We start from the raw sequence: 24,143 nt of genomic DNA, 5'->3' as shown, positions 1-24,143 counted from the left end.
GCATGGTCGACCTGCTGTCCCACCACCTCTACTCCAGCCCCCGCGTCTACCTTCGCGAGCTGCTGCAGAACGCCGTCGACGCCATCACCGCACGCCAGGCCGTCGCGCCCGGAGCACCCGCGTCCATCACGGTACGTACCGGTGACACCCTCACCGTCACGGACACCGGCATCGGCCTGACCGAGGCCGACGTGCACCGCTTCCTCGCCACCATCGGGCGCAGCTCCAAGCGCACTTCCGACGGCGCCCTCGACGGTGCCGGACTCGACGCCGCACGCGGGGAGTTCATCGGCCAGTTCGGCATCGGCCTGCTGGCCTGCTTCGTCGTGGCCGACGAGATCACCGTGCTCAGCAGGTCCGCGACCGATCCGTCGGCGCCCGCCGTCGAGTGGCGAGGCCACAGCGACGGGCGCTACACCATCCGCACCCTGCCGGCCTCCGCCGTGCCCGAGCCCGGCACCACCGTGCGGCTTGTCCCGCGGGCGGGGACCTCCGAGTGGACCAGACCGGAGCAGGTCGTCACCCTGGCCCGGCACTACGGCGGCCTGCTGCGACACGAGGTCACTGTCGTCGGACCGCGCGGCGAGAGCCACCGCGTCAACGAGACGCCGCCATGGGAGCGGACCCACCGTTCCCCGCTGGCCCGCCGCGAGTCGCTGACCGCCTACTGCCGCACCCTCTTCGACTTCACCCCGCTCGACTCCATCGAGCTCGACCTTCCCGCGGCCGGTCTGCGCGGCGTCGCCTACGTCCTGCCCACCGCCGTGAGCCCGGCCCAGCGGGCCGGGCACCGGGTGCACCTCAAGGGCATGCTGCTCACCGACCAGGCGCCGGAACTGCTCCCGGACTGGGCGTTCTTCGTACGCTGCGTGGTCGACACCACGAGCCTGCGGCCCACCGCGTCCCGGGAGTCGCTGTACGAGGACGGCACCCTGTCCGCCGTACGGGACGCCCTCGGCGACCGGATCCGTGACTGGCTCACCGGTCTCGCCGCCAGCGACCCGACCCTGTTGCACCGCTTCATCAGCACCCACCACCTCGCGGTCAAGGCCCTGGCGCGGTACGACGACGAGCTGCTGCGCATCGTGCTGCCGTGGCTGCCGTTCGAGACCACCGACGGCAACGTCACCCTGGAGGAGTTCGCCCGGACGCACTCCACCCTCCTGGTGACCCGGAGCGTCGAGGAGTTCCGACAGGTCGCCCCCATCGCCTCGGCCGCAGGACTCGGTGTCGTCAACGGCGGCTACACCTACGACCGTGACCTCGTGCACCGGCTGCCCGAGATCCGTCCCGGCACGACCGTCACCGACCTGGACCCGGCCACCGTCACCGCCCACCTCGACGCCGTGGACCCGACCGCCGAACTGCGCGCCGCCGGCTTCCTCTCCGTCGCGCGGGAGACCATCGGCGTCCACGACTGCGACGTCGTCCTGCGCGACTTCCAGCCCGTGACCGCCCCCGCCCTGCTCCTCGACAACCGGGAGGCGCGCCACGAGCGGACCAGGTCGAGCCTGGCCGCCGACAGCGACGGCCTGTGGGCCGACATCCTCGGCTCGCTGCGGCACGAGACCCCGCGCGCCCAGCTCGTCCTGAACCACCTCAACCCACTGGTCCGTCAGGCGATCACCATCGCCGAGCGCGGTCTGGCCGTCACCACCGCCGAGGCCCTCTACGGCCAGGCCCTGCTGCTCAGCCGCCGGCCCCTGAGAGCGAGTGAGAGCGCCCTGCTCAACAGGGCCTTCCTCGGCCTGCTCACCCACGCCATGCACCACCCCGGCACGGACGCCCCCGACACCGAGCCCCGGAAGGAACTGTAGATGCTGGACACCCCCGAGGCCGTGCTCGAGGCGATGCGGGAGAACCACGAACGCCCCCACGGCCTGCGGCGCACGGTCACCGCCGAGGAACTCGTCGAGGCGGCCGAGCCCTTCGACAAGCCCGACGTGCTCGTCACGGCCCTGCTGGAACTGATGTCGGCGTACGAGTCCACGGGCGAACACCGCAAGTCCCCCGTGGTCTTCGCCCGGCTGCTCAAGCTGTGGGACACCACGCCCGAATCCTTCAGCCAGTGGGAGGCCCACCAGGTCTTCTGGCGCTTCAAGTGGGTGACGACGTCGCTGCTGCAGGTGCCCGAGGTGCCACTGGACACCGTCAACAGCTGGATCGAGCGGACCCGCACCCGCTACGCGGAGGCCGATCACGACCTGCAGCCGGTGGCAGCGCTGCGTTACCACGTCGCCTGCCACACGGGCACCGGCGTCGCCGACGCGTACGACCTCTGGGCCACCCGGCCCCGTACCGATCTGAGCGACTGCGAGGCATGCGAAACCCGCCACCTCGCCTGGCACCACGTGACCGCGGGCGACGATGCCGAGGCCCTCGACACCTGGCGGCCGGTCCTGGAGGGCGGCATGGAGTGCAGCGAGGAGCCGCAGATGAGCCAGGCGCGCGCCCTGCTCCCCCTGCTGCGCACCGGCCGCACCGACGAGGCCCGCTCCCACCACCTCACCGGTTACCGCCGCGTCCGAGGCCACACCGGCATGCAGGACGAGGTCGGGCTCCACCTGGAGTTCTGTGCCCTCTCGCGCAACGAGGGCCGAGGCCTGGAGATCCTCGCCGAGAACCGCCCCCTGTTCGAGGCGACGGGCGCGCCGCTCGCCCGCCTGGGGTTCCTCACCGGTGTCGAGGTGCTGATCGCCCGTCTCGTCGACGACGGTCACGCCGACACCACCGTCGCCGGCCCGCCGGGACGGAGCTGGACCGCGGGCGAACTGCTCACCCACGTCCGCTCAGAGGCCGACCGGCTCGCCTCCGACTTCGACGGGCGCAACGCCACCACCGCCGTCGGTGACCTCCGCAGCCGGCGCCTCGCACGGGCGCCCTTGGTCGACACACCCCTGCCGCTCGGCCTGCGCATGTCCGCCACCGCCGCCACCGTGGCGGTGCCCGCACCGAGGGCCGCCGAGGTCGACCTTCCCGAGGACTTCGTCGCACTGGTACGCGAGGCACGCCGCCTGGAGAGTCAAGGACACCCCAGAGCGACCCGCCTGTGGACCCGCGTGGACGAGCGCCTCGCCGACGGCACCGCCACACACGACGACCGGCTCGGCCCGGAGAACCGGCTGCGGGCGGAACTCGCCGAGCACCGCTCGTCCAGACTGGGACAGAAGGAGCGCGTGGACGAGGGCGTCGCCGAACTGGAGCGCGCCGCCGAACTGTTCGACAGCGTCGGCATGCCCTGGCACAGCATGTCGGCCCGCACGCGCGCCCTCGCCTGGGCGGCCACCCCGGAGGAGGCCGGCAAGGACGCGGACACGGTCCGGGCACGCCTCGACGAGGCCCTGCGCGAGGCGGAGTGCTTGAAAACCACCGCCCCCTTCACGGACGAGGCCGCCGGACCGGGCGAGGCCGTGCCCGGAAGCGACGTCGGCAACGACCGCGTCCTCGCGTACCTCACCGCGCTCAACGCCTGCACATACGCTGCCTACCAGGACGTCGTACGGCAGCTTCCTGACCCCTCCGAAGCGGCTGTGGAGCGGTTCGAGGAGATCGCCCGTACGCTGCGGGCCCAGGCGGAGCACCACGGCGCCCCCCATCAGGTGGCGAGCGCTCGGAAGTACGTCGCGGATCTGTCCGGCCGACAGGGCGACCTCGTGCGTGCCGAAACGGAACTGCGGGCGGCGCTCGAGGACCTACAGGTCGCCGAACGGCCCTGGCGCGGCTCCCGCTCCCGAGCCCTGCTCGCCCAGCTCCTGATGGCCAAGCAGGAGCAGGCCGAAGCAGTGGAGTTGCTGCACCAGGCGATCGCCGACGCGGTCCGGTACGACGACGCGGACTTCCCCATGGCCCCGACGTACGCCATGCTCGGCCACGCCGTGTCGCACCTCGGCGACTTCGGCGGCGCCGTTCGCTTCCTCTCGGAGGCCGCCGCACGGTTCGATCAGGACGGGGCGCACGACGAGGCCACCGATGCCCGGCTCCAGCTCGCCGACGTGCTGGCGCGCAGCGGTCAGCAGGCCGACGCCGTCGCCGTACTGGAGTCCGTGCTGTCCGACGAGTCGACGTCGACCCTCGACGCCCGCATGGTCGCCCAGGCGCGGCTGACGCTGGCGCGCGGCCTGCGAGAGCTAGGGGAGTACCTGCCCGCGGCCGAGGAGTTCCTGCGCCTCGCGGACGTCGTGGCGTCGTGGGAGGACGACCGTCAGGTCCACACCCTCGTCGCCGCGGAGGCCGCGACCACCCTGGCGATGGCCGACCGCTGGGACGCGGCGGCCTCTGCGTACAGCCGCGCCGTCATCTCCCACGCGGAGGCCCCGAATCCGCCTGTGATCATCACCATGATGGGCGAGTTCGCCCGCCTCACCATGCTGGCGCGTCAAGCCGACGGCGTGGACGCGGCACTGGACCACCTGGCCCAGGCCGACAAGGTCCTGGCGGCTGTACCGCAGGACACCGAGGACTTCGCCCGCTGGTACGAGGACGGCTCCGTCCACTACCGCCGTGCCCGCGTCCTCGCGGAGGCCGAACGCTTCCCCGACGCCCTGGCCGAGGCGGAGGCGGCGATCGCCGCCCACGAACAGGGTGGGGAGCACGGCGAGATCCCGCGCGCCGAGGCCACCCGCATCGCCGCCCTGATCGAGGGCGACGGCCTGGGCCGCGTCAACGACGCCATCACCCGCCTCACCACGGCCGCGGCCCGCTGCCGCAAGGCGGGCCTCGACGAACCGGCCCACATCCTCGACACGTTGCGGCAGGACTACCTGGCCCGCTAGCCACCACACGACCGGGCCCCACAGCCGACGAGCCACGGGGCCCGGTCCGTACGGGGTGAAGTGTCGAAAGCGATGAGCGTGATTGCGGTACCGGGGTTGTCACGCTGATCGGATCGACGCGTCTCGATGCTGTCGTTGTAGCGGGGTGGAGGACGAGGCCAGGCCTCCGCGCGGCGACGCACGGCTGCTCGGGTGCACGGGAGTCAGCAGGACTCGTCCAGCTTGACCGAGTACACCGCCACGCGCAGCACGTCGGTGGTGCCGGGCTCCGGATCCTGGCGGCAGACCTTCCAGTTGCTGTGCAAGGCTTCGGCGCGCCAGTTCTCGGAGCAGTACGTCGCCGCACCTGATCGGCGAGAGTTCGTGGTCGGGGGACGAGTGATGCTCCCGCCTTCCGGGCCGCCGCCGCACGTAGCTCCCGTACGCGTAGGACGGCCCGCAGGAAGGGACGGTGTGCCGGGGCCGTGAGGCTGACCGTGGGCCGTGCCGCCTCAAGGGATGCGGTGGTGACGTCCGTCTGGTGCGTGACGAGGTCGGTGACGCGGCGCGCATGTGTCGTTCGTCCGCGCGAGCACGGGCGTGGCCTTGACCCAGCCGCCGCCGGTTGTCAGGAGTCGCGGGGCGTCACCAGGCCGGATTCGTAGGCGAGGACCACGAGCTGGGCGCGGTCGCGGGCCCGGAGTTTGGTCATGGCCCGGTTGATGTGGGTCTTCGCGGTCAGGGGGCTGATCACCATGCGTGCCGCGATCTCGTCGTTGGACAGGCCCTGCGCGACCAGGACGACGGCCTCGCGTTCGCGGCCGGTCAGCTCCTCCAGAGGCTTGTCGGTGCTGCGGGAGGCCGGGGGCGGCTGGCTGACGTACCGGTTGATCAGCCTGCGTGTGATCGAGGGGGCGAGGAGGGCGTCGCCGCGCGCGGCCACCCGTACGGCGTGCAGGAAGTCCTCCGGGAAGATGTCCTTGACGAGGAATCCGGCCGCGCCGGCGCGCAGGGCGTTGAAGACGTGTTCGTCCAGGCCGTAGTTGGTCAGGATGACGACGTGGACGCCGTCGAGGACCGGGTCGGCCGCGATGCGCCTGGTCGTCTCGATGCCGTCGAGGACCGGCATCTGGATGTCGACGAGGGCGATGTCGGGGAGATGCTCTCTGGCGAGCTCCAGGCCCTCCTGCCCGTCGGCGGCCTCGGCCACGACCTCGATGTCGTCTTCGAGGTCGAGGAACGCCCGGAACCCGCTCCGGATGAGCGGCTGGTCGTCGATCAGCAGGACACGGATCATGATGCTCGTTCCACGGGTAGTTCGGCCTGGACGGTGAAGCCGCCCTCGCGTCGCGGTGCGGCCTGGAGATGTCCTCCGAGGGCGTTGACGCGTTCGCGCATCCCCAGGAGCCCGATGCCGGGCTCCGGCGCACTGTCCGGCGCGGCTGTGCCGTCGTCGTCGATGCGGATCGCGAGGGTGCCCGGTCGGAAGTCGATGTGGACCGATGCCGCGCCGGCGTCCGCGTGCCGGGCGATGTTGGTCAGCGATTCCTGAACGACCCGGTACGCGGTCCTGCCCACTGCGGTGGGCACGTCGTGCCGCTGCCCCTCGATCGTCAGCGTCGCCGCCAGGCCCGTCCTGCCGGCCCGCTCCACCAGTTCCGGGACGTGGTCGAGCCCCGGTGGAGGGGCGGTGTCGTCGTCGCGCAGGGCCTCCAGAGTGGCGCGAAGCTCCCGGGACGCCTCCCGGCCGGCCTCACGGATCGCCAGGAGGGCCTCGGGGACCGGCTGTCCGCGCTTGCGGGCCACGTGGACGGCGGCCTCGGACTGCACCTTGATGACCGAGATCTGATGGGTGAGCGAATCGTGCAACTCCCGGGCGATGTGCAGCCGTTCCTCGTCGGCGCGGCGCCGCGCGGTCTCCTCGCGGGTGCGTTCGGCCTCGTCGGCCCGCTGCTCGGCCTGCCGGAGGGCTTCACCGGCGGCGCCGGCGGCGATGAGCCAGGCGATCTGGAGGGCGCCCCGGGCCTGCGCGAACGCCTCGCCCGTGTCGTGCAGGCCCGATATCAGGGCCGCGAGGGGGAGGGAGGCCAGGACGGCCACGCTCACCGCCGCCGTCACGATGCGGTGTCCGGCCCGCATGGCCGCGTACACCGCGAAGAGGAACGCGACGGCGGCCACGTCGAACCCCACCGCCTGGTAGCCCACCGCGCAGAGCCCGGTGACGGCGAGGACGGCGACCGGAGCCCGGCGGCCCGCGGCCAACGCCAGGCCGCCGACCGCCAACAGCACGTAGCCGAGCAGGGCGAGGCCCGTCGCGGAGCGCTGCCCGGAGAGACCGGTGACCAGCAGCGCCGCCGTCACGCCTACGGCGATCAGCCAGTCCCTGACACCGGCCCGAACGCGGAACCGTCCTCTGTTCATGCGCGCACCGTAGCCCGTGGCCGCCGCGAGCGAATCCCGCTCGCGGACGAGCGGCCGACTACCACGGACGCAGTAGCTCCGCGGCATCTGCCGCGTCCGTGGGAGCGCGAAGTGTCTGCGCCTGCTGGACGACCCGCCCTGTCCTGTCCGAGATGCTCGAACCACATCCAGTCGTGGGAAGAGAAGGAGCCATCTGATGTCCGCTCGTCGCCTGTTCGCCGCCGCCGCGACCGCCCCGTTCGCCGGGCTCGGTCTCGCCGCACCAGCGGCAGCGCACGCCGCCGTCCAGCCTCTCGCCGCCACCGTCACCGACTTCAGCATCGGCCGGCTCGGCGCCACCACCGGCGGCCTGCTGGGGCTGGCCGCCGTGGCCGTCGCCGTGCTCGCGATGACCCGCCCCGCCGGTCGTCTCGGCATCGCCCACGGGCGGCTCGGCGCCACGGCGGCCGTGGTCGCGGGACTGATCGCCATCGCCCTCGGCGCCCTGGTCGCGGCCACCGCCGACGGCGGACTCGGCACGGGCAACGGACTGGGCGGCGCGTACGTGGCCCTGCTTCTGGGGCTGATCGGCACCCTGCTTGGCCGGCGGGCTCTCTCCCGCTCCCGCCGCACCGGCTGACCCGCGCGGTCCCGCCCTGCCGACGTAGCGTCAGGGTACGTACGACCGGAGGCCTGGTCAGCCGCTCTGGTCACCATGCGGCGATGCCCGGCGCATCGGGGTTCGGGCCGCCGCCAAGCCTTGCGAGGCAACTGGTTCGGGCGTCTTGCACGGCAACAGCCGCTTGGCCGACCCGGCGCCGCTCGCCGACGATGTGCCGGCACTCTCGGACGAGGAGTTGACGAGGAGGCCCTCCCACCCGGTGACGGCGGCCCGTGAGGGAGGTCAGGCCCTACGAGCGATCACCGCCCGACGCACCGCGTAGGCAGTGGCGCCTACCGACAGAACCGCCGCACCGGCGATCACTGAAGAGGCCGGGAGGGCGAAGGCGAGAACGAGGCACCCGGCCAGCCCGGCGACCGGGATGATCCTCGCCGGTCGGCCCTCGCTCGGGGCGAGCGTCCAGGCGGCGGCGTTGGCGACGGCGTAGTAGGCCAGCACCCCGAAGGAGGAAAAGCCGATCGCCCCGCGCACGTCGGCGGTCGCGGCGAGTACGGCCACGACGGCCCCGACCACGAGTTCGGCGCGGTGCGGCACCTGGAACCTCGGGTGGACGGCCGCCAGGACGTGCGGGAGGTGCCGGTCGCGGGCCATGGCCAGGGTCGTGCGCGAGACTCCGAGGATCAGAGCGAGGAGCGAGCCGAGCGCGGCCACCGCGGCACCCGCCCGTACGACCGGTATCAGCCAGTCCGCCCCCGCGACCCGTGCCGCGTCCGCCAGCGGAGCGGTGGCGTCCGCCAGGCGTTGCGGGCCCAGCACGACCAGGACGGCAACGGCCACGGCGACGTAGAAGACGAACGCGATGCCGAGAGCGAGCGGGACTGCCCGCGGGATGGTGCGGGCAGGATCGCGGACCTCCTCGCCGAGCGTGGCAATGCGGGCGTAGCCGGCGAAGGCGAAGAACAGCAGACCCGCCGCCTGGAGCACCCCGCCGAAGGTCGCGTCGTCACCGATGCCGAGCCGGATGGTCTCCGCGTCGGCGGCGGTCACCGAGGCGACCACCACGGCGGTCAGCACTGCCAGGACCACGGCGACGATGACGCGGGTGAGCAAGGCGGACTTGTGCACCCCGGCGTAGTTGACGGCGGTCAGCGCCACCACGGCCGCCACCGCGACGGCGTGCGCCTGGCCGGGCCACACGTAGGAGCCGACGGTCAGCGCCATGGCCGCGCAGGAGGCGGTCTTCCCGACCACGAACGCCCATCCGGCGAGGTAGCCCCAGAACTCGCCCAGCCGCTCGCGCCCGTAGACGTACGTTCCTCCGGAGGCGGGGTACCGGGCGGCCAGGCGTGCGGAGGACGTCGCGTTGCAGTACGCCACCACAGCGGCCAGCGCCAGGCCGAGCAGCAGACCCGACCCGGCCGCGTCGGCCGCCGGAGCCAGGGCGGCGAAGATTCCCGCCCCGACCATCGACCCCAGGCCGATCACCACGGCGTCGAACACACCCAGGTGCCGTTTCAACGTTCCCGTGCCGTCAGATCTCGCCACCGCACCCATCGCCTCCCCCACACTCCGCCAGAACTACCGGCGCACCGTATAGGAACAAGATGTCGAGGTGAGTGCGGAAACACGCCGAAGGACGTACGGGAGAGGTCGGCCCAGGTCCGTGGAGTTGGCGGCACGTCGTGTCCCGGCCCCGCGCCGTCACTGACCCTGCGCCACACCGACTTCAGTGCTCACCGATCGCGCTGCTTGCCGGTCCGTTGTTTGCGCGGGCGATCAGGAGGGCCACGTCGTCGTGGTCGCCTTCGCTACGAAGGGTGCGCAGAAGCAGGTCGCACGTGGCGTCAAGCGATCGGTGGGGGTCGTCGAGGACGTCGAGGAGAATGTTCAGGCGGGCGTCGATGGCCTGATCGCGGGTTTCGACGAGGCCGTCGGTGTACAGGACGAGCTGGTCGCCCGGCCCGAGGCCGACGGAGGTGGTGTCGAAGGGGATGCCGCAGCCGCCCAGAGGTGCGCCCGTCGGCAGGTCGAGCAGCTCCCGGGTACCGTCCGGGTGGAGCAGCACGGGTGGCAGATGCCCGGCCAGGGAGATGTGGCACCGCGCCGCGCCGGGGTCGAAGACGGCGTAGACGCAGGTCGCGATGGTGCCGAGGCCGTCCGTGATGTGGTCGAGATGGTGCAGGACCTGGTCGGGAGGCAGATCGAGATCGGCCAGCGTCCTCGTGGCCGTGCGCAGCTGCCCCATGGCCGCTGCGGCGGTGACGCCGCTTCCCATCACGTCGCCGACGACGAGGGCTGTCTTGTCCCCGTTCAGGGGGATGACATCGAACCAGTCCCCACCGATCTCGATCGTGGCCTGAGCGGGGCGATAGCGGAAGGCGATGTCGAGCCCAGGCCGTTGGGGAGGGGGATGCGGCAGCAGGCTGCGCTGGAGGGTGAGGGCGGTGCGGCGTTGTTCCTCCACGGCGCGGTGTCGGTCGGTGACGTCGACGCTGGAGGTCGCCACGCCCAGCACCTTCCCGTTGGGGGCTTCCAGTCGGTAGAACGAGATCGACCAGGCGTGGTCGTTGTCCGGGTCCGCCGCAGTGCGGCCGACGATGTACTGGTCCAGGATCGGCGTCCCGGTGGCCAGGACCGCCCGCATGGCTTCGGCGAAGGACTCGTCGAGGGATGGCAGCACCTCGTGGACGTGCCTGCCGACATGCTCGGCTGCCGGCACACCGTTCATCCGTTCCTCCGCGGGATTCACAGAGATGTAGCGGAGGTCGGTGTTCAGCATGGCGAGTCCGATCGGTGACTGGGACACCAGCTGGGCGGACAGGGCAAGGTTCCGTTCCACCCGCCGCAGCATCGCCTGGTCCGTGGCCAGCCCCAGGGCCCAGTAGTCGCTCTGGTCGTCCTGCAGCCGCATGTTGCGGAACTCCACCAGGTGCGTGCTGCCGTCCTTGTGCCGGACGGGAAAGACGCCGGCCCAGCTCTCACCGTCCTGCATGACCTGGTCGAACAGCGCCAGCACCGTATCGCGGTGCTCCTTGTCGATCAGCAATTGACCCGCGTACTGGCCGAGGGCCTCCTCGGCGCTGTAGCCGAAGAGGATTTCCGCCTGCGGGCTCCAGAGGTCGACCTTGCCCTCGGCGTCGAGGAGGACAGCGGCCACATTCAGCACGTCCAGCAGGCCACCCGGCGCGGACGGCACCACACCCGACGCTGCGGGATCGTCCTGAGAGGGATCGGTGGCTCCCATTCCTCAGGCTCCTTTCGGCCGCCGATGCAGAGTGCCGTCTGCCGGAGCGGACGATGGCCGGCGCCGTGTCTGCCATCCCATCGTCCTCCTACTCCGCCCGTGCGTGCATCCCAAACGGAGGTACCCCGCTGGGGTAAGCGCAGAGCGTCTACTCGGGCGATGCGGTGAACCGCGCCCTGCGGCTGGCGCCGGAAGTCTGCCCTGGGCAGGCGCGTCCGGGTGGCGCGCACCCGCCGCGATCAAGCACTCAGTGCAGAAACGCGTAGCGGGCCAGGCGCGAGCGGGCAACCTTCTCGGTGGGTCCGAGGGCCTCGGCCACCCGCGAGTCGGGGGTGGCCGCCACGATGATCCGCCGGGTCGCGTACGGGCCGGCCCAGGCCGCGGTGGCCTCGAGGTCACCGACCGTCCTGAGTGCCGCGAGCGGCTCGTCGTTCACCAGCTCGCTTAGGCGCGCGCAGTTGCTGGAGGAGGCGTGCAAGGTCGACAGGCAGGGCGACCGTACGGGCGCGACCTGGTCCGTGTGGGCGTTCCAGTCCTCCTGCGGGGCGGCGGTGTCGTACCCGTCCGGACCGTGGTCCCGGACCTGCTCCCAGTCGATGGGGTACGTGTTCCCGCCGCGCCAGCCGCACTCGCAGCGGCCGCGCATCGACGTCGTCGTCGGCCGCAGGGCCCCCGTTCGTCGTAGAACCACCACGACCTCGACTCGTGGAACTGGCTGCCGCTGCCCATGTCGAGGACGACCGGCCTCGGCTCGCCGCCGTCGGCCGTCAGCACCCCGATGCTGCCATCGTGCGTCTCGAACCCCTCGCGTTCCCAGCTCATCGCGCATCCCCGTGGCCACCGCCGGCCGCCGACAGCCGGGGCCCGCTTCACGATGCAGAATCCGCGGTACGCCCCGTAGCAGAATCCGGCATATGTCAGGGGCGGTTGGCGCACGCGACAGTCACGCCTCCCCCTCGCCGCACACCTCGATCAGGCCGACTTCCTGCGCCGGGAGGAAGCCGGTCCCGCCCAGCCCCGGTCGGATTTGTTGGGCCCAACAAGCCCAACAAGCCCAACAAGCCCAACAGGCCCAACAGATCCGACCGGTGCCGACGTGTACCTACCGTGCTTCGGTAAAGGAGCACCCTGCCGAGCGGAACCGGGCCGGCACCCCCTGCGCGATCCAGGTCCGCCCCGCCGCACTTCGGATGTCCGCTCCGGCGGGCCGGACATGTCAGACGATCGGGTGGCGCGGAGTCGGCGTCGCCGGGTAGACGGAGCTGGACTCGCGCGGGGCGAAGGGCGACGCGGCGACGCCCGTGCCCCGGTAGACGAATGAGCCGCTCTTGCCGTAGGCGAACAGGTCGTTGCGTCCGTCGCGGTCCACGTCGCCCATGCCGACGAGGTGAGCGTACGCGCCCCAGCCCGAGCCGACCCTGACCCGGGTGGCGAACGAGGAGCCGGTCGCGCCCTGGTAGAGCCAGAGGACGCCTGCGGTGTCGCGGGCGAGGAGGTCGCCCTGCGGCGTACCGGCGACATCGCCGACGGCGGTGATCTGGTTCATCCCGCCCCAGCCCCCGCCGACCTTCGTACGGCCCCGGAAGGGCGCGGACCAACTGCCCGTGCCCTGGTACGCCCACAGGACGCCGGACGCGTCCGTGGCGAGCAGATCGGACCAGCCGTCGCCGTTGAGGTCGCTGCCACCGGTGATCGTGTTGTAGCCGTTCCAGCCGGCGCCGATCCTGGTCCGGCCGGCGAAGGTGCCGTCGCCCTTGCCGAGGTACAGCCAGAGGACGCCGGAGGCGTCCCGCGCGACCATGTCAGGGGCGGGGGCACCGGCGACGTTGCCGACGGCCTCGATCTGGTTGTAGCCGTTCCACCCGGCGCCGATGAGCTTGCTCTCCAGCGACCAGTAATCGGTGGAGGACGAGGTCTTCCTGACCTCGTCGCGCCACAGGCGGCCGGAGGCGTCGCGGGACAGCAGGTCAGGGGCGCCGTTGTCGTCGTAGTCGTGCAGGCCCGCCTTGCGGGTCACCTTGAACGTGCCCGTCCTCTTCAGGTCCGGGCCGATGCCGTTGAGCGGCTTGGCGTCGAGCTGCCAGGTGTAGTCGCCGTTGGGGGCGAGGGCGCCGTCGGCCAGGGTGCCCGGCCATTCGCGGCGGACCCCGGCCTGGTTCTCGAACGGGAACGCCACGGACTTGCCGGTGCGGACGTGGCGCAGGGTGACCTTGCCGCCCGCGTTCTCGCGGGACAGCTGCCACTGGAGCGTGACCTTGCCGCCGTTCTTGTCCAGGTCGACCGTGGACGGGACGTCAGTGGAGGTGAGGGCCAGCGCGGTGGGGGCGTCGACGCTGGCCACCAGGGTGGCGACCGGCACGCCGTTGTCGCCGGGGAGGATGTGGTAGATGCCCTCGCCCTGGGCGACCGTGCCGCCGCGCGCGTAGAGGTCGCCGTTGGGGGCGGTGGCCGTGCTGGAGACGTGGTCGAGGAGCTTCACCGTGGTCCGGGGGTCGGCCAGGGAGCGGGCGGTCAGCGGAAAGAGGGCCGAAGTGACGGGGGCGGTAAGGCCGTTGAGCTCGGTGGTGGTCACCCAGTCGCCCACCAGGTTGACGTCGACGTCGGACCGGGTCGAGGCCTGGCCGAGGTCCGTGGTGACCTCAGGGGCGTCGACGCCCCGGACGGCTGTCACCAGCTGGACGCGCTGGGTGTTGCTGCGCTCGATCCAGGCCCAGTGGGTGCGGGAGACGAACGCGTCGGCGCCCATCTGCTCGGAGTGCGTCTGGCGCGGACCGTCGACCGCCTGGCCGGTGGCGGTGTCCACGGCCACGAGGAAGGTGCGCAGTTCCGCACCGGTGCCGGTGGTGTACTGGAGGAGCGCGACGCCGGGGGTGCTTGCCCAGACGCGGCCCATGCGGGCGTTGGCGGGGACGGCGGTGACGTCGCGGATGGTGGTGGTGCCGGAGGCCCGGCTCAGCAGGTTCACGTCGAGTACACCGGTGTCCTCGTCGGTGTACGACATGACCAGCGTCTCGCCGGCGATGCCGCGGAGCGCGTAGCGCTGGTCGTTGTGGGACAGGCCGTACCGGAAGCTGTCGCTGCTGGTCATGTCGTTGATCCAGTAGACGGCTTCCGTGTCCTTGCGGGAGAAGACGATGTCGGACTGGGCGCCCATGAAGCTGGTGCGGGGCGCGGTCAGGGACTTGGTGGCGCCGTCGACGTAGTTGGTCCAGCGGTACTCGGTGCCGGACGGGTACACGACGCGCGTGAGGTAGCCGGTCGCACCGGCGCTGACTATCTCCGTGGGGTGGGGCAGCGTGACCACGTCGGCCGCCTGGGCGGTCACCTGGACAGCGGTCACCGGGGCGGCGGTCGCGGATACGGCCGTCAGCGCGGTGCCGGCCGTGACGGCCACGACGGCGGTGACGGCGGCGAGAAGACGGGTGGACGAACGGTACTGCACGGTGGATTCCCCCCGAGAACAACCGGACTGCGGCGGTCGCCGCACCTCGGTTGGACCCATGATCGACACCGATGGTTGTACGCGGGCGGCCCCCGTCCGACCGCCGCCCCACCCCACCCCGTACGAACGCCGCCGGTCCGCCTGGTCGTCCGCAACCCAATCCTGGGCCGTCATGTTGTTCGGGGCGGGGTCGACGACGAGGAGTCGGGTGATCACCCAGGGCGTGAGGATCGCAGCGCGATGCGATGCCTGCGGCGGTGTGCTGACGCGCGACAGTGCGCAGCGGTAGCGGGGGGGGAGAGACGGACCTCCTCGCCGTTCCGGCCGCCCGCGGCGAGGCGAGCGCGGCCCAGCTCGCCGCCTACGTGTCCGCTCTGCGCGAGCGGCACCGCCTGCGCGAGGCCCACGTGTACTTCGCCATCGCAGCCATGACCTCGTTCGGGCCGGCTGCCGCCTCTGCCTCGCCCCCTCCACCGGTAAAGAGGCTTGAGATCGGGCGGCGTCACGCATCGGTGGTTGTTCTGAGGACGTCGCAGGTGTTCTGGAACTCCTCCATCAGCCGGGTGGCCTCGACCACGAGAACGCCGTACGGGCGGGAGGCGTCCGACAGCGGCAGCGCGTCGTCGTGGGCCACGGTGAGCACGGTGTGCAAAGCGACCTGAGCGGTCGTGGCCAGACGGCACATCTCCTCGGCCTGTTCGGTGAGGGTGTCGGCCTCCAGTGCGGCTATGACGTGGGCGATGCCGCGGAGACTGGCGGCGAAGTTCGCGTACGCGCGCAGGGTGGGCGCGTAGGAGTAGGTGTTCTCCGCCTCGCGCCAGCGTTCCAGGCTGCGCGTGAGGGAGCCCAGCTGGTAGACGGCGCGCTCCAACGCGTCGACGCTCTGTCGGTAGCGGTCGAAGGTCAGGTGCCCGCGGTGGGCGGGGAGCAGGCGGCGCGGGTTGAAAGGAAGGCTGTCCTCCGCCGTGCGCAGCCCTGCCCGGGCTTGGGCGACCGCGCGTTGCGCGCTCTCCCCGGCGGTGCGCCACTGCCGGGCACGGTCTGCGGCGATGTCACCCGTGCACAGCCCGTCGGCCATGTCGTCCAGGAGCGCCTCCACCTCCGCTGCCAGGGCCTGAAGGCCGTGCTCGGCGCCGCGGTACCGCAGGGGCGGCGCGACGCACAGGTTCACGAGCAGGCCGAGACCGCAACCGACGAGGACCAGGACGACGATCTGTCCGAGCCCGCTCACCCTCTGCTCCGTGCCGGCTGCTGTGACATAGGTGGAGAAGGCGAAGAAGGCCGCCGTGGCGACCTGAGAGGGCTGCCCACCCAGCTCCGACCACCGCCCGACGCATACGGCGATCACGGCGACGAGGGCGAACGCGATCAGGTCCGGGCCGGCGACGAAGCCGACGGCCGCCTGCACGGCTACCCCCACGATGACCGCAGCGGTGTAGCGCAGGGCCCGCCACACGCTCTCGTAGATCGTCGCGTTCATGATCAGCACAGCGGAGAACGGCGCGAACGCCGGCGACGCCGCGTGCAGCACGTCGTACGCGATCCACCACGCCAGCGTCGCCGCCAACGCACTCTTCCCCACCAGCAGAGCCGTGTTCCGCTTATGCCCGGGCGCCTTCCACGCCCTGTTCAGCCATGCCTTGCAGGTTCGCATCCACTCCACGTCTCGTGCCCCGAACTCCCACTCGCTGTTCTCGTACGGCAGGGGACCCACCACCACAGGGTCGGCCGACATCCGGATCTTCAGGGTGTGAAGAGGACCTTGATCGCGTTGTCCTGCTTCTTCTGGAACATCTCGTACGCCGCGGGCGCCTCGGCGAGTGGGACCCGGTGGGTGGCGAAGTCGTCCACACCGAGCGGGTCGGCGTCAGTGAGGAGGGGCAGCAGGTCGTCGACCCAGCGCCAGACGTTGGCCTGGCCCATGCGGAGTTGGATCTGCTTGTCGAACATGGTCAGGAGAGGCATCGGGTCGGCCGTTCCGCCGTAGACACCGGAGAGGGAGATGGTGCCGCCACGTCGCACGAGGTCGATGGCCAGGTGGAGGGCGGAGAGACGGTCCACCCCGAACCGTTGCATCATCTTGGCGGCCAGGGCGTCGGGCAGCATGGTGGTCACGTGCTGGGCGCCCTTCGCGAGGGGCGCGCCGTGGGCTTCCATGCCGACGGCGTCGATGACGGCGTCGGGGCCGCGTCCGCCGGTCAGCGCCCGCACCTCGTCGGCGACGTCCTGGCCGTGGGTGGAGAGATCGAGCGTGTGCACACCGCGGGCGGCGGCCCGCCGGAGGCGTTCGGGAACGAGGTCGATGCCGATCACGAGGCGTGCTCCGCGGTGGGCGGCGATGCGGGCGGCCATGTCTCCGATGGGGCCGAGGCCGAGGATCGCCACCGTGCCGCCGGGTGGGATCGCGGCGTACTCGACAGCCTGCCAGGCGGTGGGAAGGACGTCGGAGAGGTAGACGAAGCGGTCGTCAGGCCCGTCGGCCGGTACGGGGATGGGCAGGGTGTTTCCGAAGGGGACGCGCAGGTATTCGGCCTGCCCGCCGGGCACCTGGCCGTACAGCTTCGTGTAGCCGAAGAGAGAGGCGCCGCTGCCGTATTCGCGGACCTGCGTCGTCTCGCATTGGGACTGGAGCCCCTGGCCGCACATGTGGCAGGTGCCGCAGGAGACGTTGAACGGGACGACGACCCGGTCGCCCGGCTTCACGCGGGTCACGTCGGCGCCGACCTCGGCCACGATCCCCATCGGCTCGTGACCGAGGATGTCGCCGGCGTCGAGGAACGGGCCGAGCACCTCGTACAGGTGCAGGTCGGAGCCGCACAGACCGGTTGTGGTGATCTGCACGATCACGTCGGTCGGGTCCTTGATGGCGGGGTCGGGCACGGTGTCCACGCGAACGTCACGCTTTCCGTGCCAGGTCAGGGCCTTCATGGTGCCTCCATGCTTCGGGATGGGGGGCGACGCCTGCCGGCTTCGTCCCTCCGCTTCTGGTCCGGAACGGATTCCGTCCTGGTACCACGTCCAACGCGGGTAGCGGTCTACGCAGCGCACTGCCTCCTGATGCCCCGGCCGCGAGATCAGGGGTCGGCGCGTCCTCGGCTCCCACGGCCGGGCCCCGCGTTCAGCCCCTCCCGGCGGGACCGCAGACCGAGCCCGATGGGCAGGGGGCGCGCCGAGGACGCCTCGCCGTCAGCCGGCGGTTTCACACGGCAAGGACGATCGCGTAGACCAGGAAGAACAAGGCGATCAGAACCGCCACTGCCACGATGATGATGAGCGGTCCTCTGCCCCAGCCTCGCTTGGGCGGACGGTACGGGCCGGCGCCCGAACTCGTGCTCGACTCGGCGGGCGGCGTCTCCCCTGGTTGCGTGCCCCCGTGGGGACGGGGCTCCTTGCGAGGATCCGGGTCGGGGTTGTAGGCGGCCATGACGCCTCCTTCCGTTTCCGGCGCGGGCGGGACACCGTGCGGCTGCCCGCAGAAAAGGGGGGCATGCCCGGCGGCGGCACGCCGCGGTCATAAGCTGCCCGCCCCCTCGGCGACGCCGAAAGCGGCGCGGCCGGCGGCGATGCGGCCGATAGGCAGCACGGTGCCGTCGAGGATCACGTACGCCTTCGTCCGCACGCGGCTCAGCGTTGTTGGCGTCGGGCGGTGCGGGCGGCCCTGTACGCCGCGGCGGGGTCCGGATGGGGAGCGGCGGCTGGCTGCCAGGTTCCGTAGCGGTCGACGTAGGGGTACCAGCGGCCGTCGGTGCCGTGGCGGAGCTGCACGCCCGCGGGCGGATCGGTGAGCTGGTTGTGATGGCGCTCGACGGGGGCGTTCGGGGAGGGGCGCAGCGGCTGGATGGCGGCTTCGGCGTCGGCGAGTGTGCCGGGGTCGGTGGTGTGCGGGGTGAGGTGGGTGCTGACGCCGTGCGGGCCGCCGTGTTCGTACGCGAGGGTGAGGTGCCGCATCTGCAGGGGCGGCAGGCCGAGGTGGTCGGCGGCGGTATGGAGAGTGGCGCCGCTGGCCCCGGTGGTGAACCGGACGATGTCGGTGAGGGTGTCGAGGGCCTGGGGGGCGTGCCCCTGTAGGAGCGATGCCGCGCGCTGGGCGGCGTCCTGGGCGAGCGCCCGCATGGTGGCGAGGGCCGGCAGTGGAGCCGGGGGATCGTCGCTGGCCACGTCGAGGAGCGGCACGGCGCTGCTCGTGTCGATTCGGGGCAGCGGGGGCAGGGCGGCGGTCCGGATGCCCTGAGCGGGAAGGACCGGTACGTCGACGGTCGCTTCGGGAGGCGACGCTTTGGCGACGGTCGTTTCGGGAGGCGAGGCTGCGGCGACGGTCGTTTCGGGAGGCGACGCTGCGGCGATGGTCGCTCCGGGAGGCGAGGCTGCGGCAACGGTCGCTTCGGGAGGCGACGCTGCGGCGACAGTCGCTTCGGAAGGCGACGCTGCGTCGATGGTCGCTCCGGGAGGTGCCGCTGCGGCGCGCGGGGGAGAAGGCGGTGCGATGGGCACGCGGCCATCGCCCGCCGCGGCGGAGGCCGGGCAGTCTGCGCTCTGGGGCCCGCCGACCGACGAGGCGTTGTCGGTCGGCCGTGGTGGGGCGGCGTGCCGGCGCAGGTAGGTGCGAAGCCGGCTGTGGGAACGGCCGCGGAGGGTGAACAAGAGGCCCGGCGCGGTACGGGCTCGGTCGGCGATGAGGTAGCCGACCGCGGCGGTGTGGGCGCACAGGGCCCTCCGGCCGCACGCGCAGGTGAAGTTGAAGCTGCTGGGTGAAGGGATGAGGGAGACGCCGCCTGTGCGGGCGGGGTCGGTGAGCAGGTCGGTGACGTTGCTGGTGCTCGCGGCGTCACGGACCAGCGGGTCCGCGGCGATCGCGGCGTAGGCGGTCGTCCACTGCTGCTCGGTCAGTACAGGGACGGCGAGCCGCGGGCGGATGGTCGCTCCGTCGTGCTGGACGACCACGGTGGAGGCGAAGCCCGCCTGAACCGCGATCGGGCCAGTGGCGCCGGAGGCGACGAGCCGGCGTCCTTCGACGAGGACCGTCGTGGTGGTGGCGGCTGCCTGGAAGGCGCCGGTGAAGGCGGTGGCCCAGCCGGCGGTGGTGTGCTGGTGAGGCCGGGCCAGGGTCATGCGGGTCCTCCCAGACGGACGAGATCGGCGAGTTCGCGGTCGGTGAGGCGGGCCAGGCCGGTGTCGCCGGAGGCGAGGACCGTGCGCTGAAGGGCACGCTTGTGGTCCAGGAGCTGGTCGATACGGTCCTCGATCGTGCCGCGGGTGATGAGGCGGTGGACGGCGACGGTCTGCCGCTGTCCGATCCGGTGGGCGCGGTCGGAGGCCTGGTCTTCGACGGCGGCGTTCCAGCTGCGGTCGAAGTGGATGACGTGGCTGGCCCGGGTCAGGTTGAGGCCTGTGCCGCCGGCTTTGAGGGAGAGCACGAGCAAGGGCGTCCGACCGCTCTGGAAGGCGTCGACGAGGTGTTGGCGCTGCCGGATGCCCAGGGCTCCGTGGAGGAACATCGGACGGTGGCCCAGGTGACTGAGATGCTGCTGGAGGAGCTCGCCCATGGCGACGTAGCTGGTGAACACCAGCGCGGCTTCGCCGCGCTGGACGATTGCCTCGGCGAGTTCCGCGAGAGCTTCGAGCTTCGCCGACCGCCCGGCGAACTGCCGTACGTGTACGGGGCCGGGGTGGGATTCGCCGAGGTAGTGCGCCGGATGGTTGGTGATCTGCTTCAGTGCGGTGATCAGCTTGAACACCAGTCCGGAACGTGCGGCGTCGGCGGAGTGGGCGATCTGGTCCATCGTCTCGCGGACGACGGCTTCGTACAGGGCGGCCTGCTCGGGGGTGAGTTCGACGATCCGTCGGGTATCGACCTTGGCCGGCAGTTCGGGCGCGATCCCGGGGTCGCTCTTGGCGCGCCGCAGGAGGAACGGCGCGATCAGCCGGCCGAGGGCGTGCGCGGCAGGGCCGTCGGGTTCGCGTTCGGCTGCGGCCGCGTAGCGGGAACGGAAGGTCTTCAGTGTGCCGAACAGGCCCGGGTTGGCCCAGTCGATCAGCGTCCACAGTTCGGAGAGGTTGTTCTCCACCGGGGTGCCGGTGAGAGCCAGGCGGGCCGTGGAGGTGAGGGAGCGCAAGTACCGGATGGTCGCGGAGGTGTGGTTCTTGGCGTGCTGGGCCTCGTCGGCGACGACCAGGTCCCATGTACGCGCCGCGAGTTTCGCGTCCTGGCGCAGGACACCGTAGGTGGTGATGACGACCGTGTGTTCGCCGACGGAGTCGAGGCTCCTGTGGGTGCCGTGGTAGCAGATCACGTGCAGGTGGGGGGCGAATCGGCCGATCTCCCGCTGCCAGTTGGTCACCAGCGAGGAGGGGCAGACGACCAGCACGGGGCCGGTGTGCCCGACCTCCTGCCGGTGGAGGGTGTACGCGATGGCGGTGAGGGTCTTGCCCAGGCCCATGTCGTCGGCGAGGACGGCTCCGAAACCGATCTTGCTGGTATGGGAGAGCCAGGCCAGCGCCCGCTCCTGGTAGCCGCGCAGCACGCCCTTCAGCCGGTCAGGAGGGGCGACGGGGGAGATGTGTTCGCCTTGGCGCAGGGTGGAGACGATGCCGCCGAGCTCCCCGACGGCCCGGCACGGAATCTGCTGACCTTCGACGGTGACGGTGCCGGTGAGCGCGGCGGTGAGCGCGTCGATCCCGGCCAGACGGCCGATCGAACGGTGCCGTACCCGTGCGTACACGACGGGGTCGAGCAGGACCCACCGGCCGCGAACGCGGACCAGCGGGCGGGCGGCCTCGGCGAGCTCGTCCATCTCGGCGTCGCTCAGGGTGTCGTCCCCCAGGGCGACCTGCCAGCGGAAGTCGAGCAGGGCCTGAAGGCTGAACCGCGGTACGCCCGCGACGGGCGTTTTCGGCGTGGTGCCGACGACGGCGTACGTGGACAGCCCTTCCCGGAGGGAGCGAGGCCAGCGCACCTGGAGACCGCGGGCGGCCAGTTCATCCTCAGCCTGGAGGAGCTGCAGGATCCCTGCGGCGTCGAGCTTCAGCGCCTCGGGCGACGAGATCAGCCCCGCGAGTACGGCGCACCGTCGCGCGAGTCGTTCCAGCCGGCGCTGGACCTGCTCGCGCGGCTCGTGACGATCAGCACCCCGCAGGTAGGCGCGTCCCGCCCACAGCAGGTGGGCCGGGACCTCGCCGGCTGGGCGCTCCTGCCCGGAGGCGAGCAGGAGCCGCCCGGTCAGTCGCCCGTCCGGGTTCTGGCCTTCGGCCGGTTCGGCGACGTCGAGGACGAGGCCGGGTAGCGGGCCGTCGTCCAGCCGCTCCTCCAGCGCCTCGAGCCACGGCCGTACGGCCTCGACGTCGGTCCCCCGCATACGGAGGCCGTCGGTGGTCAGGAACGGGCCGGAGCCGAACATGGCCGCAGCGGGTGTACGCACCATGGTGTCGGCCAGCGCGTGGAGGAAGGCGTACACCGCTTCGTGCGCCTGCTGGGTTCGTCCGCTGACGGCGACCGCGTGGGCATGGGGCGACATGCGGTGAGCGAGCTCGCCGGCCGCCCGGCGGGCATCGGCCGGAAGGGGGCCTACCCTCCACTGGTCGACCCCGTCGGCGGTGAGCGCCGGGTAGATGAGCCCGGCGGCGACCAACTGCACGCCCAGGCGCGCCGCCTGCTCCCACTCCACAGCCGTCGGATGCCACGCGGCGATCCGGTCCTGTCCGAGGAGGACCGGTACGGCGTGGCCGAGGGGAAGTGTCCACCCCGCAACCGGGATGGGCCTGGCGGCAGCGGGCACCATCAGCGGGTGGAGGGTCGCGGTGAGCGGGGCGGGCAGCCGCACCTCCGGCATCGGCCCGCCGTCGGCCCGGTACAGAAGCACGCCGGCCGGTTGCCTGTCGGTCGCTGGGACCAGAGTGAGAGCACAGCCGGCCGCGAGCGCCTCACTGATCACGGCGGCGGCCGCCAGGGCGCCCTCCGGTGCCGAGGTCGCCTCGGCACCTGGCGGGGACGGTGCGGGAACCTGCCGCGCGGGCCGGGGGATCGCGGGCGGCGCGGGCGGCCCGTCCCCATCCGGGACCGTACTGTTCTGAAGGCTTGGCGTCATGAGGATCCCCGACGAAGGCGCGGCAGCACCCGAAGGCGGCGGGGAAGCCGGGGGAGTGGAGGGCGGTGGGGAAGGATCGACGGGCTTCGCGGTCTCCTGGGTCTCCAGGTGAACCAGCTTCACCAACAGCGCCGCGGCCGCCGCCCTGCGTGCCTCTCCCTTCCCCTTCGCCGCCGCTGTGGCCCGCACCGTCACGCCGGAGGCCACATGTCGGCACGTGTACGTACAGGTGACGGCCCCCGGCCTGCCAGTGAAGGTCGAGTCCGGTTTCGTGATCACCTCCAGCTGCGTGTACTTGTTCACGTACTTCACCGGATCCTGGCCCTCGGGCACGGGCTGGATCGGTGCCGCCGCTTTCGACGCCCGGTCCCGGACCTGGTCCTGCGGCTCCGGAAGCCCGCACAACTGCGCGAGAAGGGCGACTGCCGCGCTGTGCAGGGCCGTACGACGGTCTCCGGCGGCGCGCTCGGGTCCCGCGACGACCCGCCCATCGGGCTCCTCCCAGCTCCACGCCGACCTGAACCCCTGGGGGCAACTGGACGTCGTGTGTTGGGGCTTCGCGCCACATTTCTCGGCCTGCCAGTGCAACAGAGTCGCCGCCGCCGGAGGCATCCGCGCCGCCTGATCCAGCGCGAGCAGCCGCATCTTCTGCCAGCCAGGACCCTTGGCGGAGAAGAGCAACCGCAGCACGTCGCGGTGTCTCAGACGCGATCCGGCCACCCGACGTTCGAGCTCGGCCTGTAGCTCGTCGCCCGGGTCTTCGAAGCGGTCGACCCGTACGGTGAGCAGACCCTCGAGCACCTCCGTCCGCATACCCGGCAGCCGCACCCGCTCCGGCCCGTCACCGCCGGACGTGGACTCCGCGCCCCCGACGCCGGCCAGGACCCGGAGTATGGCGTCGGCCGCGGACTGGCGTGCCCTCGCCATCAGGGGAGCCATGCGTACCGGCCCGGTCAACAGAGCGTCCGCAGGCCCGATGCGGATCGCCGCTGTGTGAACGACACCGCCATGCGGCAGCTGCTCGGATGACTCCCTGTACGTCGGCGGAGGCCAGACCTCCATCTGCGTATGCATCGTCAGCACCTGCTGCGGCACGTCGGGCCGATCGCCCAGGCCCTCGATCGCACGACGTCGGGCGGGCAGCCACCCAGGGTGATCTCCCGTCACGAGCAGGAGGATCCGTAGATCCCTCAAGGTCAGCTCACCTGCTCGCGCGAGGTGCTCCGCCTCAGCGGCGAGGCGGGAGTCGAAGCCGCCGAACGCGACCACATCCTGCGCCCGTTCGTACCACAGCGCTCGGGGCATACCAGCCGAAGACGATGTCACGTCGGCGAACGGAGACTGCACAACCAAGAGAAAGCCTTCCTGCACGAAGCGTGACGATGTGAGTGCGTACAGGATACGAACGCCGACGTCCTCCGTCGCACCGACGCGACAGATCGCCTCCCTCCCCCGATTACCCCATGGCGAGGCACCGGGTCCGCGGGCGACCGTGTTCCCAGGCGCCGGTGGGGAGGGCCGCGAGTGCTTGTTCCGGGACGCGGGTGAGGAAGCCGGAGGGGGCGACTCAGCCTGCGCCCGCCTCACCGTCAGTGCCCCTCGC

General features: G+C 71.8%; 15 protein-coding genes. 4 read left to right on the top strand and 11 right to left on the bottom strand.

Annotated elements, in window-relative coordinates; genetic code table 11:
• The first annotated feature begins 2 nt into the window (after nt 1-2).
• Nucleotides 3-1,817 (top strand): HSP90 family protein, encoded by a 1,815-nt coding sequence (locus ACIPPS_RS05915; RefSeq protein ID WP_401429484.1) that lies wholly within the window; start codon nt 3-5, stop codon nt 1,815-1,817.
• A complete protein-coding gene (locus tag ACIPPS_RS05910) occupies nt 1,818-4,772 on the top strand; it encodes a hypothetical protein (RefSeq protein ID WP_401427360.1) in 2,955 nt (984 codons plus the stop codon).
• A 607-nt stretch (nt 4,773-5,379) separates the two neighbouring features.
• On the opposite strand, the gene ACIPPS_RS05905 is transcribed toward ACIPPS_RS05910, so the two are convergent.
• Nucleotides 5,380-6,048, bottom strand: a complete 669-nt coding sequence (locus ACIPPS_RS05905; RefSeq protein ID WP_401427357.1) for a response regulator — start codon at nt 6,046-6,048, stop codon at nt 5,380-5,382.
• Nucleotides 6,045-7,172, bottom strand: a complete 1,128-nt coding sequence (locus ACIPPS_RS05900) for a sensor histidine kinase (protein ID WP_401427354.1) — start codon at nt 7,170-7,172, stop codon at nt 6,045-6,047. Before ACIPPS_RS05900 ends, ACIPPS_RS05905 begins: the two co-directional genes overlap by 4 nt.
• Nucleotides 7,173-7,368: 196 nt before the next feature.
• On the opposite strand from ACIPPS_RS05900, the gene ACIPPS_RS05895 reads away from it, so the two are divergent.
• Nucleotides 7,369-7,791 (top strand): DUF6223 family protein, encoded by a 423-nt coding sequence (locus ACIPPS_RS05895; protein ID WP_401427351.1) that lies wholly within the window; start codon nt 7,369-7,371, stop codon nt 7,789-7,791.
• Between the two features lie 264 nt (nt 7,792-8,055).
• On the opposite strand, the gene ACIPPS_RS05890 is transcribed toward ACIPPS_RS05895, so the two are convergent.
• The 8 genes from ACIPPS_RS05890 to ACIPPS_RS05855 form a co-directional block, all read right to left on the bottom strand.
• Nucleotides 8,056-9,327, bottom strand: a complete 1,272-nt coding sequence (locus ACIPPS_RS05890) for an APC family permease (protein WP_401427348.1) — start codon at nt 9,325-9,327, stop codon at nt 8,056-8,058.
• Between the two features lie 172 nt (nt 9,328-9,499).
• Nucleotides 9,500-11,017, bottom strand: a complete 1,518-nt coding sequence (locus ACIPPS_RS05885; protein ID WP_401427345.1) for a SpoIIE family protein phosphatase — start codon at nt 11,015-11,017, stop codon at nt 9,500-9,502.
• Between the two features lie 247 nt (nt 11,018-11,264).
• Complete coding sequence (locus ACIPPS_RS05880) at nt 11,265-11,708, bottom strand: hypothetical protein (protein WP_401427343.1); 444 nt, start codon at nt 11,706-11,708, stop codon at nt 11,265-11,267.
• Nucleotides 11,709-12,233: 525 nt separating this feature from the next.
• Entirely contained in the window at nt 12,234-14,459 is a 2,226-nt protein-coding gene (locus ACIPPS_RS05875) for an FG-GAP repeat domain-containing protein (protein WP_401427340.1), read from the bottom strand.
• Between the two features lie 502 nt (nt 14,460-14,961).
• On the bottom strand, nt 14,962-16,194 hold the full coding sequence (locus ACIPPS_RS05870) for an aromatic acid exporter family protein (RefSeq protein WP_401427337.1): 1,233 nt from the start codon (nt 16,192-16,194) through the stop codon (nt 14,962-14,964).
• 8 nt (nt 16,195-16,202) lie between these two features.
• A complete protein-coding gene (locus ACIPPS_RS05865; RefSeq protein WP_401427335.1) occupies nt 16,203-17,387 on the bottom strand; it encodes a zinc-dependent alcohol dehydrogenase in 1,185 nt (394 codons plus the stop codon).
• A 271-nt stretch (nt 17,388-17,658) separates the two neighbouring features.
• Complete coding sequence (locus tag ACIPPS_RS05860; protein ID WP_401427332.1) at nt 17,659-17,883, bottom strand: DUF6480 family protein; 225 nt, start codon at nt 17,881-17,883, stop codon at nt 17,659-17,661.
• A 200-nt stretch (nt 17,884-18,083) separates the two neighbouring features.
• Nucleotides 18,084-18,572, bottom strand: a complete 489-nt coding sequence (locus ACIPPS_RS05855) for a hypothetical protein (RefSeq protein WP_401427330.1) — start codon at nt 18,570-18,572, stop codon at nt 18,084-18,086.
• On the opposite strand from ACIPPS_RS05855, the gene ACIPPS_RS05850 reads away from it, so the two are divergent.
• Nucleotides 18,533-19,096: a pentapeptide repeat-containing protein gene (locus ACIPPS_RS05850; protein ID WP_401427328.1), complete on the top strand. Its 564-nt coding sequence runs from the start codon at nt 18,533-18,535 to the stop codon at nt 19,094-19,096. The two genes, ACIPPS_RS05855 and ACIPPS_RS05850, sit on opposite strands and share 40 nt — an antisense overlap.
• 468 nt (nt 19,097-19,564) lie before the next feature.
• Here ACIPPS_RS05850 and ACIPPS_RS05845 read toward each other — a convergent pair whose 3' ends face one another.
• Nucleotides 19,565-23,467 carry an SNF2-related protein gene (locus ACIPPS_RS05845; RefSeq protein WP_401427326.1) on the bottom strand — a complete coding sequence of 1,301 codons (3,903 nt, stop codon included), beginning with the start codon at nt 23,465-23,467 and terminating at the stop codon, nt 19,565-19,567.
• Nucleotides 23,468-24,143 lie beyond the last annotated feature (676 nt).

It is taken from the genome of Streptomyces sp. NPDC090127, assembly GCF_044746945.1.
Classification (GTDB): domain Bacteria; phylum Actinomycetota; class Actinomycetes; order Streptomycetales; family Streptomycetaceae; genus Streptomyces.
Note: the sequence above shows the minus strand (reverse complement) of the source record. Positions and strands in the feature narration are given on the sequence as shown.